Here is a 13,320-nt window from a genome sequence, read left to right as displayed (position 1 = left end):
GGAACGACGCGCTCGCATGCCCGTGGATGCTCTTGCGTCAAGCGCTCCGAATCAGCCGCCCCAACGAGCACACCTATGGGTGTGAACGCCGTCCCTCCCGAGTGGACATTGAGCCCTCGACTCGAGAGCTTGCCGCGACGAGCCTGACCGCGCCAGCTTGAAGTCCTCAGGATCCCATGCTGACTGCCCAGGGCCGCCGGTATGTTTCTTCATGTAGTGAGGGCTTAGGGGCCATGGTTCGCACGTGGAGGAAACGTAATGACTTCTAACACTTCCGCTGCGTCCGCAGGGGGGTCAGCTGGAGCGTCCGGAGTCGGCTTTCAGAACCAGGTCTTCGCTTGGGCCGCGAGCTGGCTTGTTGCTGAGGAACCGCTGCCGATTTCGCTCATTGCTGGGAAGGTAGTCCAGGTTGGCGCGCAGACTGGGTTCGAGGTTGATGACGTCGCTGTCCTGACCGACCTGGGGAGCGGCATGTTCGTTCAGGCCAAGGTCGGAATGGCGCTTGGCACTACCGATGACTCCCCTCTTGCGAAGGCGCTTAGGCAGGCGGTTGAGCTGTACCTCGAGGGGACCGTTCCTGAGGTTGGTACCGGGGGGCGGCCTGTGGATGCTTCACGCGATGCCATCGTCCTGTGTACTGACTACAGCGCTCCTGCGACCGTGCGCAATGACCTTCGACAGGCTCTTCGGAGAGTTGCTTCCCAGCCGCCCGGGACGGTTCTCGGGAAGGAACTGACTGGTCCGCAGAATGCTGCATTAAAGGTCGCGCTGGGCCATATTCAGCCGGCCTGGAGCGCTGCGCGTGCCAGCGTGGAGCCGACCGATGAGGAACTGCGTACCTTGTTCAGGGCTCTCCATGTACTGGTCTTGGACCTGGAAGACGGTCGTCAAGACCAGCAGGCTGCACTCAGCACCCTCCATCGTGGCCTCGCCCAGCAGACCTCGGCATTGCTGGCCTGGAAGGTCCTCGTTGATGAGGGCCAAGCGGCCTCCGTGACGCGCCAGTGGCGCGACCGATCAGCGCTCACACTGGCGTTGGCTCAACACGGCATCTCAACAACCTTGCCGGCGAAGCACGCATCGGATATAGAGGTTCTTTGTGAGCGATCGGCAGTAAACCTGCATGCCCTGCATGGAGAAGCGGTGTTACCGGTCGCCGGCGGTCTGTACATTTCGCGCGCCGTCGCCAAGACACTGCGCGAAACGGTGGGGCGTGAGCCCGTGCTCGTTGTTGGCGATGCGGGGGCTGGCAAGTCGGCTGTCATCCAGGACCTGGCGTCGGCAAGGCTAGGCGATGAGGAGGTCATCGTCCTTCGTGCGTCTGATGTCGCCGGCACGAACCGACTCGTAACGAACGCACCGCTGCAAGAGGTCCTGCGAGCGTGGGCAGGACCGCCCGGCCTGCTCGTGATCGACGGCGTGGACGCCTTGCGCGGCTCCGAGGACCGTGAGTACCTAAGCAGCATCGTGGCCGGCCTGGCCGGTACCCGATGGCAGGTCGTCGCGAGTGCTCGCTCCTTCGACACGCGAAACAGCCAGCCTCTCCAACGTGCGTTCGCCGGCGAACCGGTCTCAATGGAAGGAAGCATGGTCGACCCGCAACTTTCTGCTGTTCGGCACCTGCTGGTGGCCGACTTGAGCGACGACGATCTGAACCAGGTGATCGTGGCACCGATGCCTGTCGCCGAGGTCCTCGCTGAGGCTGCCCCTGACCTGCGAAAGCTCTTGCGCAATCCGTTCAACCTACGACTGGCGGCAACCCTCGCCGGCCAGATGACGGCCGGCCAGCATGCCGAACTCGTCAGCGTGCGGAGTCGAGTCGAACTGCTAGGCCACTACTGGACGTGGCGCATCCGCAACCAAGACAAGACGGCACGCGACGCACTACTGAAACGCTTGGCGTCCAGCATGCTGACGAACCGCCGATTGCAGACCACCGAGGAAGAGCCGACTGTTCGCGAGACCGACAGTGTGGCGCTCGAAAGCCTCCTCAGCCAGAGCGTGCTTAGCGCTTTGGACGGCCCGATTCCTGGTGTCGGGCGGGTCTTGGCTTTCTCGCACAACATCCTGTTCGACTACGCCACTGCAATTTACGTCCTTTACCACCCTCTCGACGCAACGGGTTTGGTGAAGAGTCTCGACGCCGACCCGATTCTCCCGCTGGTTGCTCGTCCGAGCTTTGATCTCCTCGTCGACCTGCTTTGGCAGGCCCGGGCGACCGGCGGCTTCTGGCCGGTTGCGTTCTCGGTAGCAGGCAGCGAGCACGTGCTCGCGTCGCTCGCGGTCGCTTCGCGCGTCGTGAACCTGGCTCATGACCCAAACGACCTCCTCGAGCTCGCTTCCAACGGGCATGGCAGCTCGGGCTCGAATGAGCACTTGCCTCGGCAGCGGTTCACCCGCCAGGTCATTGGCGCGATCCGTGCCCGCGCCGTGGTCCCGGACCTAACGACCGCGATGCTTCCGCTCGCCACTCTCGCGAAGCAGCTCGCCGAGAACGCAGAGGCATCCTTCGAGGATGCAGCGCTGGCGACCGATCTACTGATCGCGTTGCATTTCCGGGCACCGGTTTCTGCCAAGGAACCGGATGCTGCAGGCATTGCTGAACGTGCCGCAGCGATTGCGATGCTGCTAGACGCGGCGCCCTCGGACCCTGCGCGCAGGGAGCGGATGGCCGGGCTGCTCGTGCGCCAGGCTGTGGCTGTCGTGGGTATCAGCTCTGAGGTGCGCGCCGCGATGCACCGACTTCTCAATTCCGATGCTGCACTCGCTCAGTGGGGCGGGACCGTTCTAACTTGGTTCCCCGAGGCAGTCGCTCCTGCGATGGCACACGACCCTGACCTCGCCCGGAGGCTTGCGGTCATCTCGATGACCTTCGAGGAGACGCGCGACGAAGACGTCGCATTTGGCGGGGGCTCCGTCCTTCCGTTGCGTGAGTCACGGAAGCAGCAGTCGCAGCATGCTGCGTGGCGGCTCGGGGAAGAGTTCCCGAAGATCTGCGCCGATGACATCGTCACCGCGACCGACATCATCTGCGAGGTCCTGGGAGCGGCGGACTCTGCGGACGACCCCGAGATGTGGCCCATGTTCGCGCATGGAGTGACGGGCTGGCTCGAGCACGGGTACGGATTCGGGGTGGACTTCCACAGCCAGGACAATGAGCAGAAGATGTTGTCTGCCTTGGCCGACGCCCTCGTCGAACAGGAAATCGAAGCCGCGCAACCGGTCGTCACCCTGCTGGTCGACAAGGTCCACAACACCGGCGTATGGGCCGCATTGATGGAGAGTCCGAGGCAGCCCGCAGCATTGTGCCGCGCTCTGTTCCCCGCGTTCGAGTCCGGCAGTTTGTTGACCCATCCCGACACGTTTTCCCAGGCAGCAACTCTGCTGAAGGCTGCCGCAACGGAGGGCACCGTCCCACACCAGGATCTCGAAGCGGTCGTGGGTGAGGCGCTCAAGCTGGTCGATCAGAACGGCCGCAGCGAGTACGTGAAAGACGTGCTCGTAGGCTGCCTCGATGTTGACGCGATCACAGACGAATCCATTGCCGCGCATCGCGCAAGCGTAGGCGAGAAAGCCCCCGACATCCCAGCACCACCGTCGATGATCACTCAGGCACTACCGTACTCTCCAATCGACCACCTTCTAGAGGGCGGTGTTACCGTCGGGCCGCAGGTCGCGGCGGCTGCGCGTGACCTGCATACGGCCCTCGACAAACTTGACGACAACGAGGCATCGGACCCCGACGCCATTGCCCAGCTCGTCGACATGTTCGCTCTGGCCCATGATGTGTTCGCGGCAGCGGAGACAACTCCCAGCCAGATCCAATACTTGCTGGTTGACGCGGCGCGCCGGTTGGCGCGCGCGAAGGACATCACTCCTGAACATGTTCGCGGACCCCTGGTGATCAAGGTCCTTGCTGAGGCCGCGGGATGCAGCGACGCAGGAACCTTCCTCTCGTGAGCGCATGGAGCCCCGGAATGCGTGACAAGGCCATCGACGGACTGGGAAGTCTTGCGTTCCGGGAAACGTGGCGCACGTCGCAACATGGAGACCTCATTGTCGCCCTGGTAACGGACGCGATGGCGGACGAGAACCCCGTCGTGCGCATGTCGGCCGCGCGCGCGTTCCGTGCTGTCTACTTCGACAAACCCTCACCTGTGCGCGTCCGCCTGATCGGCGAACTCCTCCAGGGCGAATCCAACAAAAACGTCCGGAACCAGTACATGCGTCTGCTTGGGTCTGAGGCACATGAGTCGCCTCAGGAGGTGGACAACGTTCTGCGCGGACTCGCGAACGAACCCGATTCACCGACCGAAGCGGACCCGACGGACGACGACGCCCTCGACCTCCCAGTCGAGATAATGACATTCCTAGCGATGCACCACCAGACGCCGTTCGCAACCGAAACAGTGCATACCTGGGCCACCAATGCACCGTGGTCAGAGGAGGCCCTGCGGGCCACGCAATGCGTCCGTAATTACTTGCGGCCGAAATCGGACCCCGCAGTTCAGGGCCGCGCCTTCGACATGGTGACCAAAGCCGCCGACTCTTCCCTCGGGCACTGGATCACCACGCTGGAAGAGGTCTCAGACGCCGAACCGTCGGAATCCGAACAGAACGAACTCAAGCACAGTGTGACGGTCCTGGACAGCATCGCGAACCAGCTGTACTTCGCCAGCGGCGCGTTCGACCGAATGAATGGCGATGAAGATGCGACGGCTTCTCGCACGGCGCAAGAGCGGTTCGCAGACCTGGCAACCCCAGTCCTCATCACGTGCGCCCGCAGCAAAGTCTCAGGCATCGTCCACCATGTCGTGGAAACGCTCATCTTTCTTGCGCCGCTGGACGAAAGGCGCACTCTTCTCTCGACGACGGAGGCAGTCGCATCCGACGGAAGCTATGCTTACGACCCTCTTTCCAGCGACGTGGTCGTCCCATATCTGAAGCGGCTCCTAGCCGAACACCGCCAGCTCGTCCTGTTCGACGACGAAGGCGTGGCCGCGTTTCGAACGCTTCTTTCCGCATTCGCATCTGCCGGCAATGAGTCAGCTCTAGAGCTCGCATTCACATTCTCCGACGTCTTTCGCTAGCCGCACTCGCGCGTCGTCCCTCAGGATGGTCGGGTTCGACGCTGCCCTTGGCTCTCGGATCTCATGCGCGTCGATCTGGGCGGAATGACGCCCACTGCCTCCAAACGCGGTCGTGGTAAGTCAGCGCTTCAGCCGTCGAACGCCTCGACCAGTTCCGCTGGGGCGGCGGCGAGCCAAGCGTCGACCAGCAGGTCGCGAAGGTCGCCAGGGTTGATGACGCTGAGCTCGATGAGCACGGCGGGGTAGTTGTTGAAGTGCTCGATGGTGAAGACGCCGTCGATGCCGGCGGCGAGGACGCCTTCCTTCTCGTGCAGGTCGGCGGTGTTGACCGCGAGGATCGGCGGGTCCGGCGGGGTCTGGTCGCCGAAGCGTTTGATGTCGGCCTTGCTGAACGGGCGCAGCCAGGCGATGCTCTTGCCGCGTACGGCCCAGGTCGGGTGTCCGTAGCGTTCGCCCTCGGTGACCTCGGGCAGCTCGCCGATGATCCGGGCGAGGTCTTCGAGCGTTGCCATTCCTGGAGCGTAACTCCCGGTGTCACCAGATCGGGCCGGATCGCCCGAGCTCGTCGGTAAGGTCGGGTCGGTGACGTCGATGATCGACTCGGTGGTGTCTCGGCTGCTGCGGACGCGGGCCGTCGTACGTGCGCCGATCTGGCTCTATCGGCACAACGCCGGGTGGCTCTTCGGGCCCCGGATGCTGATGCTCGAGCATGTCGGTCGTAGATCGGGGGTCGCACGGTACGTGTGCCTCGAGGTCGTCGAGCGGCCGAGTGCGGACGAGATCGTGGTGGTGAGCGGCTTCGGCACGGGTGCGCAGTGGTACCAGAACCTCTTGGTCGAGCCGTCGTGTCGCGTCAGCATGGGGACGCGAACCGGCGTCACGGCCACGGCGCGGTTCCTGACCGACGAGGAGGCCGCTGCCGCGTTGGGCCGATATCAGCAGGCGCACCCGAAGGCATGGCAGCGGCTGCGTGGGGCGATCGAGGCGGCGGTCGGTCACGAGGTCGAGACGCTGCCGATGGTGAACCTGAAGCTCGAAGGAGACTGAGATGCGTCGTAAGTGGCTGTGGTTGCTGAAGAACACGCTCAACCGGGTGACGACCCGGGCGGCTCGCTCGGGGCACGGCCCGTTCTCGCTCGTGCGGCACGTGGGGCGGAAGTCGGGGAAGACGTACGAGACGCCGATCATCGTCGCGCGGGTGCCGGAGGGATTCATCGCGGAGCTGACGTACGGCGAGGGCGTCAACTGGTATCGCAACATCGTCGCCGCTGGTGGCTGTGAGCTGATGGTCGACGGGCGGTGGCATCAGGTGTCCGCGATCGAGCCCTATCCGTCCGAAGCCGGGCGGGACGCATTCGGCTATCCGGCCAAGCTGGTGCTGCAGGTGCTGCAGCGGCACGAGTTCAGGCTGCTGCGTACGGCCTGAACGCCTGGACTAGGGTTTCGCGGGTGTCCAGCATGCTGATCAGTGCCCGCAGTGAGGCGCGTCAGTTTGTCGAGCCACTGGGGCGTCGCTGGTTGCACGTGCAGGCGGTGGCCGACTCGGCGATCGGCGTCGCGGACAAGTTGGGATTGGACTCGGAGACACTGGTCGCCGCGGCATGGCTTCATGACATCGGCTATGCCGATGAGTTGCGCGGGACCGGCTTCCATCCCGTTGACGGCGCCCGCTACTTGAGGCGCACGGGGTGGAATGAGGAGGTCGTACGCCTGGTAGCCCACCACTCGTGCAGCAGATTCGAGGCTGGGCTGCGCGGGATGAGTGGCGCGCTCGGCGAGTTCCCACGTCCGTCGCCTGACCTCGAGGATGCGTTGTGCTTCTGCGACATGACGACGGGTCCAGGAGGTGAGCGCGTGACGGTGGTGGATCGGCTGGCCGAGATCCAGGCGCGCTACGGAGAGGGCGACGTCGTCGGTCGCTTCGTCGAGGTTGCGCGCGGCGACATCGTTGAGACCGTGCGCCGGATCGAGGACCGTCTTCTGACGGCCGAGTGATCAGGGGTTGGGATCGAGGTGTGGGTAGTTGCGGTTGAGCGCCCAGTCGATCCTCATGCGTTGGCTGCGGTCCATCTGGAGACTTGGCACCTTGTCGGGGGAGACCCACTCGACGTGCGTGCTCTCGGCCGACGGGGTGGGTTCGCCGGCGAGGTAGCGGCCGGAGTAGATGATGGTGAACTCCTGGCGTACCTCGCCGTTGGAGGTGTACTCGATGCGATGGCGAGGATCGGTCCAGATCCCGACGAGGCCCGTGACCTCGATGCTGATGCCGGTCTCCTCGAGGGTCTCGCGAACCGCGCAGGCCGTAAGCGACTCACCCGGATCCATCGCCCCGCCCGGCATTGACCAGTTCCCGTTGTCGTCACGTCGGATCAAGAGGATCCGGCCAGGGTCGTCGCGTACGAAGGCGCCGGCGCTGGGTTTGATGCTGTTGACCTCAGGAGCGGAGGGGTCGTCGTACCAGTCGATTCTGCGGCCCATGTCGATTCACCTTATGGGGCTGGGGGAGTGGCGGTCTCCCAGACACGGTCGAACGCCTTCTCGTAGTAGCCGAACAACCCGCCGGTCCCGACGCGTTCGTAGTGGAAGACCGGTGAGTCCTTGGCCCCGATCCCGTGGGTGTGCGGGTTGACGAGCATGTCGTCGTCGAAGCGGTAGATCGACGCGTACAACGGCACGTCATGTACCCGGATCTCAACTCCCGGAAGGCCGCGTACGTCGCGGAGGTAGTCGAGCGTGGAGGCTGCGCGTGCGGGAAGTGTCGGGAGGCCCTCAGCCACACCTCGCCGCCTGACCTCCTCAGAGCTGGAATCGCCGAGCAAGATCCTGACGCTGCCATCGTCGGCAGCCATCCGTCTGATCTCGCGAGGTAACCCGAAGGCCTCGACCACGAACCCACCGGAGTAGACGAGCACTTCGAGTCGGCGGCTGACTCGCGACGAGAGCGAGCGCCACACGTCGCCCGGGACGCTGTCCCGCGTGGGCCACATACCGACGAGTTCAGAGGCGGTTGCCGTTGTCGCAGCCAGCCCGGCCCGGAGGCTCGGCCACAGGTACGTCTCTTCGTGGCCGAGCACCGTCGCGACCCGAGCGCGGGTGCCGCGGTGTGGGACGCGGTCCTGGGTGAGCCATCGCTCCACGCTTTTCGGATCGACTCCGACGGTGGCGGCCAGTCCCGCCGTGGTCATGTCGCGTGCCGCGAGCGCGGATCGGAGCCTGGGATTTGGCATGCCGTCAACGTACCGGACAAACGTCCCCATATGTCCCTTGCGGGAGGTGCAAACGTCCCGGCCTTCGGGGCGATGGTGGTTGAGTCCCCGGCGCGCCGGGCTGCACACGGTGCTGGAGCGCTGGGGACCTCCAGTCCCACTCTGCTCCTGAGAAGGAACCGATGAGCACGTACGCGCCTGCAGGTGTCACTCGCCCCGGAAGGCCTCGGGTCATCCCACACGCGGCAAGCGTGGCCGCGCCGCGCGACGAGATCCTTCAGGCAGCGGCGGAGCTCTTCGTCAACCGCGGGTACGCGGCGACCTCGACCCGGGACATCGCGGAGAAGGTCGGGATCAGGCAGGCGTCGCTCTACTACCACTTCGCGGGCAAGCCGGGGATCCTCGCCGAGCTCCTCGAGCTCTCCGTGCGGCCCAGCCTCGACCAGGTCGAGAGGATCGAGGGGGAGTGCCCGGCCGACCTGCCGGAGGCCGCGCTCTACCTGCTTGCGTTGATCGACGCGGACACGCTCGCGACGGTGCCGCACAACATCGGCAGGCTCTACCGGATGCCGGATGTCAGGAGCAGCGAGGTCTTCGGGGAGTTCCAGCCTGCGCTTCGGGAGTTGGTCGCTGCGTACGGCCGGTTGGGTGCTGCGGTCATCAGTGGTCCTGTTGCCGCGACGGTGAGCGTGGACCAGCTGGGTGGGCTGTTGGTCCAGGTGGTCGAGGTGGTGATCAGGATCCGTGCCCGCGGCGACGAGGTCACGCGTGCCGATGCACGGGCGATCGCGGCGACCTGCCTGCGGGTATGCGGTGTGCGGGATGGGAGGATCGCGCTGGCCGCAGCTGCTGCCGACGAGCTCATGCCGATGTTCGCGACGGACGCTCGGAGTCGCGGAGCCGGCGGCTGACGAGCGAGAAAGGGAGTGAGTCCCATGGGAACGGGGATCGATCTCCTGCTTCGGGCTCGCAGTGCCGACGCGGATTCGTGGCCCTCGATGTTCGGGCCAGAGGCGTCCGGACCGGTCGATGCGGTGGACAGGCCGGCGATCGTTGCGACGCTGCTGACCGAACGGCACGCGGGTGATCTCGACCTGCTTCGAGCTGTCACTGCGTACGAGATCGCCTCGCGCAAGGAGGCGGGTGACGGTTGTGGGGATGTCCTGCTGGCCTGCTGCTGGATGCTCTTCTGCGATGGTCGCCTCGAGGATGTCCCTCTGATCTGGCGCGCGAAGAACATCAACTTCGACGCGTACTGCTACATCGACGCAGCCCTTCTGCTGCCCCAGGGATTGGATGCGTCGATCGCTCTTGCTGCGCGGGCCGGGGTCGACGATCTTCTTGCGTATCTGCAGCGATTGCTGCCCGGCGACATGGTCGAGGAGATCACGAGCTGGCGTACGTCGTCGTTCTTCGCGGCATGTCCTCCGCCGACATCGGAGACCGTCGATCTGGCCGCCTGGCTACGGGACGACTGACTCCTTGCGGGCCGGATGCCGGCTCGCACGACCATGATCAGGGGTTGGGGTCGAGGTGGGGGAAGTCGCGGTTGAGGGCCCAGTCGATCCTCACACGCTGGCTGCGGTCCATCTGAAGGCTGGGAATGATCGCCGGAGACACCCATTCGGCGTGGGTGTTCTCAGGCGAGGGGGTGGGCTCGCCGGCGAGGTATCGGCCGGCGTAGATGATGGAGCACTCCTGGCGTACCTCGCCGTTGGCGGTGTTCTCGATCCGGTGGCGAGGATTGGTCCAGATCCCGACCAGGCCGGTCACCTCGATGGTGATGCCGGTCTCCTCGAACGTCTTGCGGACCGCGGCCGCTGTCAGCGACTCGCCGGGCTCCATCGCCCCGCCGGGCATGGTCCAGTTGCCGGTGTCGTTGCGGCGGACCAGCAGGATGCGGCCCGGGTCGTCGAGTACGAAGGCGCCGGCGCTGGGCCGGATGCTGTTCACCTCAGGGGCTGCGGGATCGTTGTGCCAGTCGACTCGCTGGCTCATGCCGCTCGCGCCCGGGGCGCGAGGGCGTGGCGGTTGTATGTGCGCGTCGATTGTCGGCCGAGATCCCACGGTCGCGAGCATAGCCGAATCAGCCGAGGTCAAGCGCAGAGAAACGGGGCTGTGCCGGTGACTATTTCGCCCCCTCGACGCTGGTGACGATGGGCTCGATCCTCAGGGCTTCGATGAGGCCGTCGCGGTCGGCGCGGACGACAGGAGAACCGTCACGGGGTGAGGCGCAGCGTTGATCGCCTGCCGGATCTCGGGCCAAGCCGGTTCGTCCGTGGTCGCGAGGTCGTCGGCTGTCTTCGACACACGGACATCGTCGCAGGTCGTGCAGGGGAGGAAACCTGGTTGCGGTCGGATCTTCGTGGACAGGACGATGCGTACCGTGAAGAAGATCGAAACGGCCGTCGCAGGGGCGATGGCGGTCACCACGAGGGTGACCGGATGAGCGCGCGGCTGCGCGCGCTCGCGCAGGAGAACGAGCAGTTCATCGCGGCCGGGTTCTACCGGCGTGCGGATGGCACGAAGGTGCTCATCGGCGATGCCGTCCAGGCGGCGCGAGAAGGGACACAGCTGTACGGGCCGGAGCCGGTCGAGGTGCCGTCGACCGAGCCGGTGGAGACGCGGTTCGCGGTCACCGGCGGCAGCAGCCTGTGGGAGGCGCGGCAGCTGCCGGCACCGGTGGCGGTGCTGAACTTCGCCTCGGCGAGGAACCCTGGCGGCGGGTACGTCAACGGGGCTCAGGCGCAGGAGGAAGCTTTGTGCCGGGCGTCGGCGCTCTACACCTGCCTGCTGGAGGCGCCCGAATACTACGAGCACCATCGCGCGGTCCGAGACCCGTTCTACAGCGACCGGGTCATCCACTCGCCGGGTGTACCGGTCTTCCGTGACGACCGCGGCGCGCTGCTCGACGAGCCGGTGCTGGTCGGGTTCCTGACCTCGCCCGCTCCGAACGCGGGCGTCATCCGCAGGCAGGTTCCGGAGCGTACGGACGATATCCCGGCTGCGCTCGCGACCCGTGCGGCGCGTGTCCTCGAGACCGCGGCAGCGAACGGGTACCGCAGTCTCGTCCTCGGTGCCTGGGGATGCGGGGTGTTCCAGAACGACCCGGTCATGGTCGCTGGATCGTTCCGGGACCTGTTCGGTCCGGGCGGGCGGTTCGAGGGGACCTTCGAACAGGTGGTGTTCGGGGTGCTCGACCGTACGCCGGGAGCGGTCGTGCGGCGGGCGTTCGAGGATGCTTTCGCGGACCTCGCGTCATGATCTCGACAACCCGCCGACGCTCCGGGTGATGGCTCTGCCGGCGCGGGCAGCCGACTAGCTCGTGACGGCGCCGACGGCGGCCGACTGCACCGTACGCCGGTACTTGCCGAGCACTCCGCGCTGATACTTCGAGGGAAGTGGCTCCCAGCCGACCTTTCGCCGCTCCAGCTCCTCGGGTTCCACCTCGACATCGAGGGTGCGGTTGACGACGTCGAGGACGATGGGGTCGCCGTCGCGGACGAAGGCGATCGGGCCGGCGTCGACGGCCTCCGGGGCGATGTGGCCGACGCAGAGGCCCGTGGTCCCTCCCGAGAAGCGGCCGTCGGTGATCAGCAGGACATCCTTCCCGAGGCCAGCGCCCTTGATGGCTCCCGTGATGGCGAGCATCTCCCGCATGCCCGGGCCGCCCTTCGGGCCCTCGTTGCGAATGACCACGACGTCGCCCGCGACGATGAGGCCTGCCTCGAGGGCGTCCATCGCGGCCCGCTCCCCGTCGAAGACCCGGGCAGTGCCGCGGAAGACGGTGTCGTCGAAGCCGGCCGTCTTGACGACCGCACCCTCGGGCGCGAGCGAGCCCTTCAGGATGGTGAGACCGCCGGTGCGGTGGATCGGCCGCTCGAAGGAGTGGATCACGTCGTCGTCGAGCCTGGGCGGGCTCAACTCGGCGAGGTTCTCCGCCATGGTCTTCCCGGTCACCGTGAGGCAGTCGCCGTGGAGCAGTCCCGCGTCCAGGAGCGCCTTCATCACGACCGGGATCCCGCCGATCTTGTCGACGTCGTTCATGACGTACTTGCCGTACGGCTTGAGGTCGGCGAGGTGGGGGACCTTCTCTCCGATCCGGGTGAAGTCGTCGAGCGTCAGGTCGACCTCGGCCTCGTTGGCGATGGCCAGCAGGTGCAGCACGGCGTTGGTGGAACCGCCAAGCGCCATCACGACGGCGATGGCGTTCTCGAAGGCCTCCTTGGTCATGATCTGGCGCGCCGTGATGCCGCGGCGCAGCAGCCCGACCACGGCTTCACCCGAGCGGTGGGCGAAGCCGTCGCGGCGTCGGTCGACGGCGGGAGGCGCGGCCGAACCGGGCAGCGACATGCCCATCGCCTCGGCGACAGCAGCCATCGTGTTGGCGGTGTACATGCCCCCGCAGGCGCCCTCGCCAGGACAGATCGCCTTCTCGATGCGGGTGACCTCATCGCGGCTCATCTTCCCCGCGATACAGGCCCCGACCGCTTCGAAGGCGTCGATGATCGTGACGTCGCGGCCGTCGACCTGCCCGGGCATGATCGAGCCGGCGTAGAGGAAGACCGAGGCGAGATCGAGCCTCGCGGCTGCCATCAACATGCCGGGCAGCGACTTGTCACAGCCCGCGAGCAGCACGGAGCCGTCGAGCCGCTCGGCGCTCATCACCGTCTCGACCGAGTCGGCGATGATCTCGCGCGACACCAGCGAGAAGTGCATACCCTCGTGACCCATCGAGATTCCGTCGGAGACGGAGATGGTGCCGAACTCCAGCGGATAGCCGCCGGCCGCGTGCACCCCGTTCTTCACCGCCTTTGCGAGCCGGTCGAGGGAGAGGTTGCACGGGGTGATCTCGTTCCACGACGACGCGACGCCGATCTGCGACTTCGCGAAGTCGTCGTCGCCGAGGCCGACGGCCCGCAACATGCCTCGGGCAGCGGTGGCCTCCAGGCCGTCGGTGACGGCGCGCGACCTGGGTTTGATGTCAGGTGTCTCGGGGCTCGGTGGGTTCACATGTACGAGGC

At 66.0% G+C, this 13,320-nt stretch carries 14 protein-coding genes; 8 read left to right on the top strand and 6 right to left on the bottom strand.

The features are described 5' to 3' along the window. Positions 1-258 precede the first annotated feature (258 nt). Complete coding sequence (locus G5C66_RS00900) at positions 259-3,960, top strand: hypothetical protein (RefSeq protein WP_165108781.1); 3,702 nt, start codon at positions 259-261, stop codon at positions 3,958-3,960. Continuing rightward, entirely contained in the window at positions 3,957-5,090 is a 1,134-nt protein-coding gene (locus G5C66_RS00895) for a hypothetical protein (protein ID WP_165108780.1), read from the top strand. Before G5C66_RS00900 ends, G5C66_RS00895 begins: the two co-directional genes overlap by 4 nt. Positions 5,091-5,218: 128 nt before the next feature. Here G5C66_RS00895 and G5C66_RS00890 read toward each other — a convergent pair whose 3' ends face one another. After that, on the bottom strand, positions 5,219-5,602 hold the full coding sequence (locus G5C66_RS00890) for an MmcQ/YjbR family DNA-binding protein (RefSeq protein ID WP_165108778.1): 384 nt from the start codon (positions 5,600-5,602) through the stop codon (positions 5,219-5,221). Positions 5,603-5,681: 79 nt separating this feature from the next. Here G5C66_RS00890 and G5C66_RS00885 point away from each other — a divergent pair, with 79 nt between their 5' ends. From G5C66_RS00885 to G5C66_RS00875, 3 genes are read left to right on the top strand one after another with little or no spacing between them, the layout of a single operon-like run. Then, a complete protein-coding gene (locus tag G5C66_RS00885) occupies positions 5,682-6,137 on the top strand; it encodes a nitroreductase family deazaflavin-dependent oxidoreductase (RefSeq protein ID WP_165109277.1) in 456 nt (151 codons plus the stop codon). A 1-nt stretch (position 6,138) separates the two neighbouring features. Beyond that, positions 6,139-6,516 carry a nitroreductase family deazaflavin-dependent oxidoreductase gene (locus tag G5C66_RS00880; protein ID WP_165108776.1) on the top strand — a complete coding sequence of 126 codons (378 nt, stop codon included), beginning with the start codon at positions 6,139-6,141 and terminating at the stop codon, positions 6,514-6,516. Positions 6,517-6,548: 32 nt separating this feature from the next. Continuing rightward, entirely contained in the window at positions 6,549-7,085 is a 537-nt protein-coding gene (locus G5C66_RS00875; protein ID WP_165109275.1) for an HDIG domain-containing metalloprotein, read from the top strand. Here G5C66_RS00875 and G5C66_RS00870 read toward each other — a convergent pair whose 3' ends face one another. Next, positions 7,086-7,568 (bottom strand): NUDIX hydrolase, encoded by a 483-nt coding sequence (locus tag G5C66_RS00870; RefSeq protein ID WP_165108774.1) that lies wholly within the window; start codon positions 7,566-7,568, stop codon positions 7,086-7,088. A gap of 11 nt (positions 7,569-7,579) precedes the next feature. Next, positions 7,580-8,347, bottom strand: coding sequence for a helix-turn-helix domain-containing protein (locus tag G5C66_RS00865; RefSeq protein ID WP_165108772.1), 768 nt, complete (start codon positions 8,345-8,347; stop codon positions 7,580-7,582). 200 nt (positions 8,348-8,547) lie between these two features. Here G5C66_RS00865 and G5C66_RS00860 point away from each other — a divergent pair, with 200 nt between their 5' ends. Then, a complete protein-coding gene (locus G5C66_RS00860; protein WP_338144024.1) occupies positions 8,548-9,207 on the top strand; it encodes a TetR/AcrR family transcriptional regulator in 660 nt (219 codons plus the stop codon). 24 nt (positions 9,208-9,231) lie between these two features. Further along, positions 9,232-9,774, top strand: a complete 543-nt coding sequence (locus G5C66_RS00855) for a hypothetical protein (RefSeq protein WP_165108768.1) — start codon at positions 9,232-9,234, stop codon at positions 9,772-9,774. Between the two features lie 37 nt (positions 9,775-9,811). On the opposite strand, the gene G5C66_RS00850 is transcribed toward G5C66_RS00855, so the two are convergent. Continuing rightward, the gene (locus G5C66_RS00850; RefSeq protein ID WP_165108767.1) at positions 9,812-10,294 is read right to left on the bottom strand and encodes an NUDIX hydrolase; all 483 of its coding nucleotides are present in this window, start codon (positions 10,292-10,294) and stop codon (positions 9,812-9,814) included. Positions 10,295-10,465: 171 nt separating this feature from the next. After that, positions 10,466-10,726 (bottom strand): hypothetical protein, encoded by a 261-nt coding sequence (locus G5C66_RS00845; RefSeq protein WP_165108765.1) that lies wholly within the window; start codon positions 10,724-10,726, stop codon positions 10,466-10,468. A gap of 15 nt (positions 10,727-10,741) precedes the next feature. Here G5C66_RS00845 and G5C66_RS00840 point away from each other — a divergent pair, with 15 nt between their 5' ends. Then, entirely contained in the window at positions 10,742-11,560 is an 819-nt protein-coding gene (locus G5C66_RS00840) for a TIGR02452 family protein (protein ID WP_165108763.1), read from the top strand. A 54-nt stretch (positions 11,561-11,614) separates the two neighbouring features. Here the strand turns inward: G5C66_RS00840 and ilvD are convergent, their stop codons facing one another. Then, positions 11,615-13,309 carry a dihydroxy-acid dehydratase gene (gene ilvD, locus G5C66_RS00835; protein WP_165108761.1) on the bottom strand — a complete coding sequence of 565 codons (1,695 nt, stop codon included), beginning with the start codon at positions 13,307-13,309 and terminating at the stop codon, positions 11,615-11,617. Positions 13,310-13,320 lie beyond the last annotated feature (11 nt).

The organism is Nocardioides turkmenicus, from assembly GCF_011045035.1.
Taxonomy (GTDB): domain Bacteria; phylum Actinomycetota; class Actinomycetes; order Propionibacteriales; family Nocardioidaceae; genus Nocardioides; species Nocardioides turkmenicus.
This window is presented reverse-complemented; position numbering and strand designations above follow the sequence as displayed.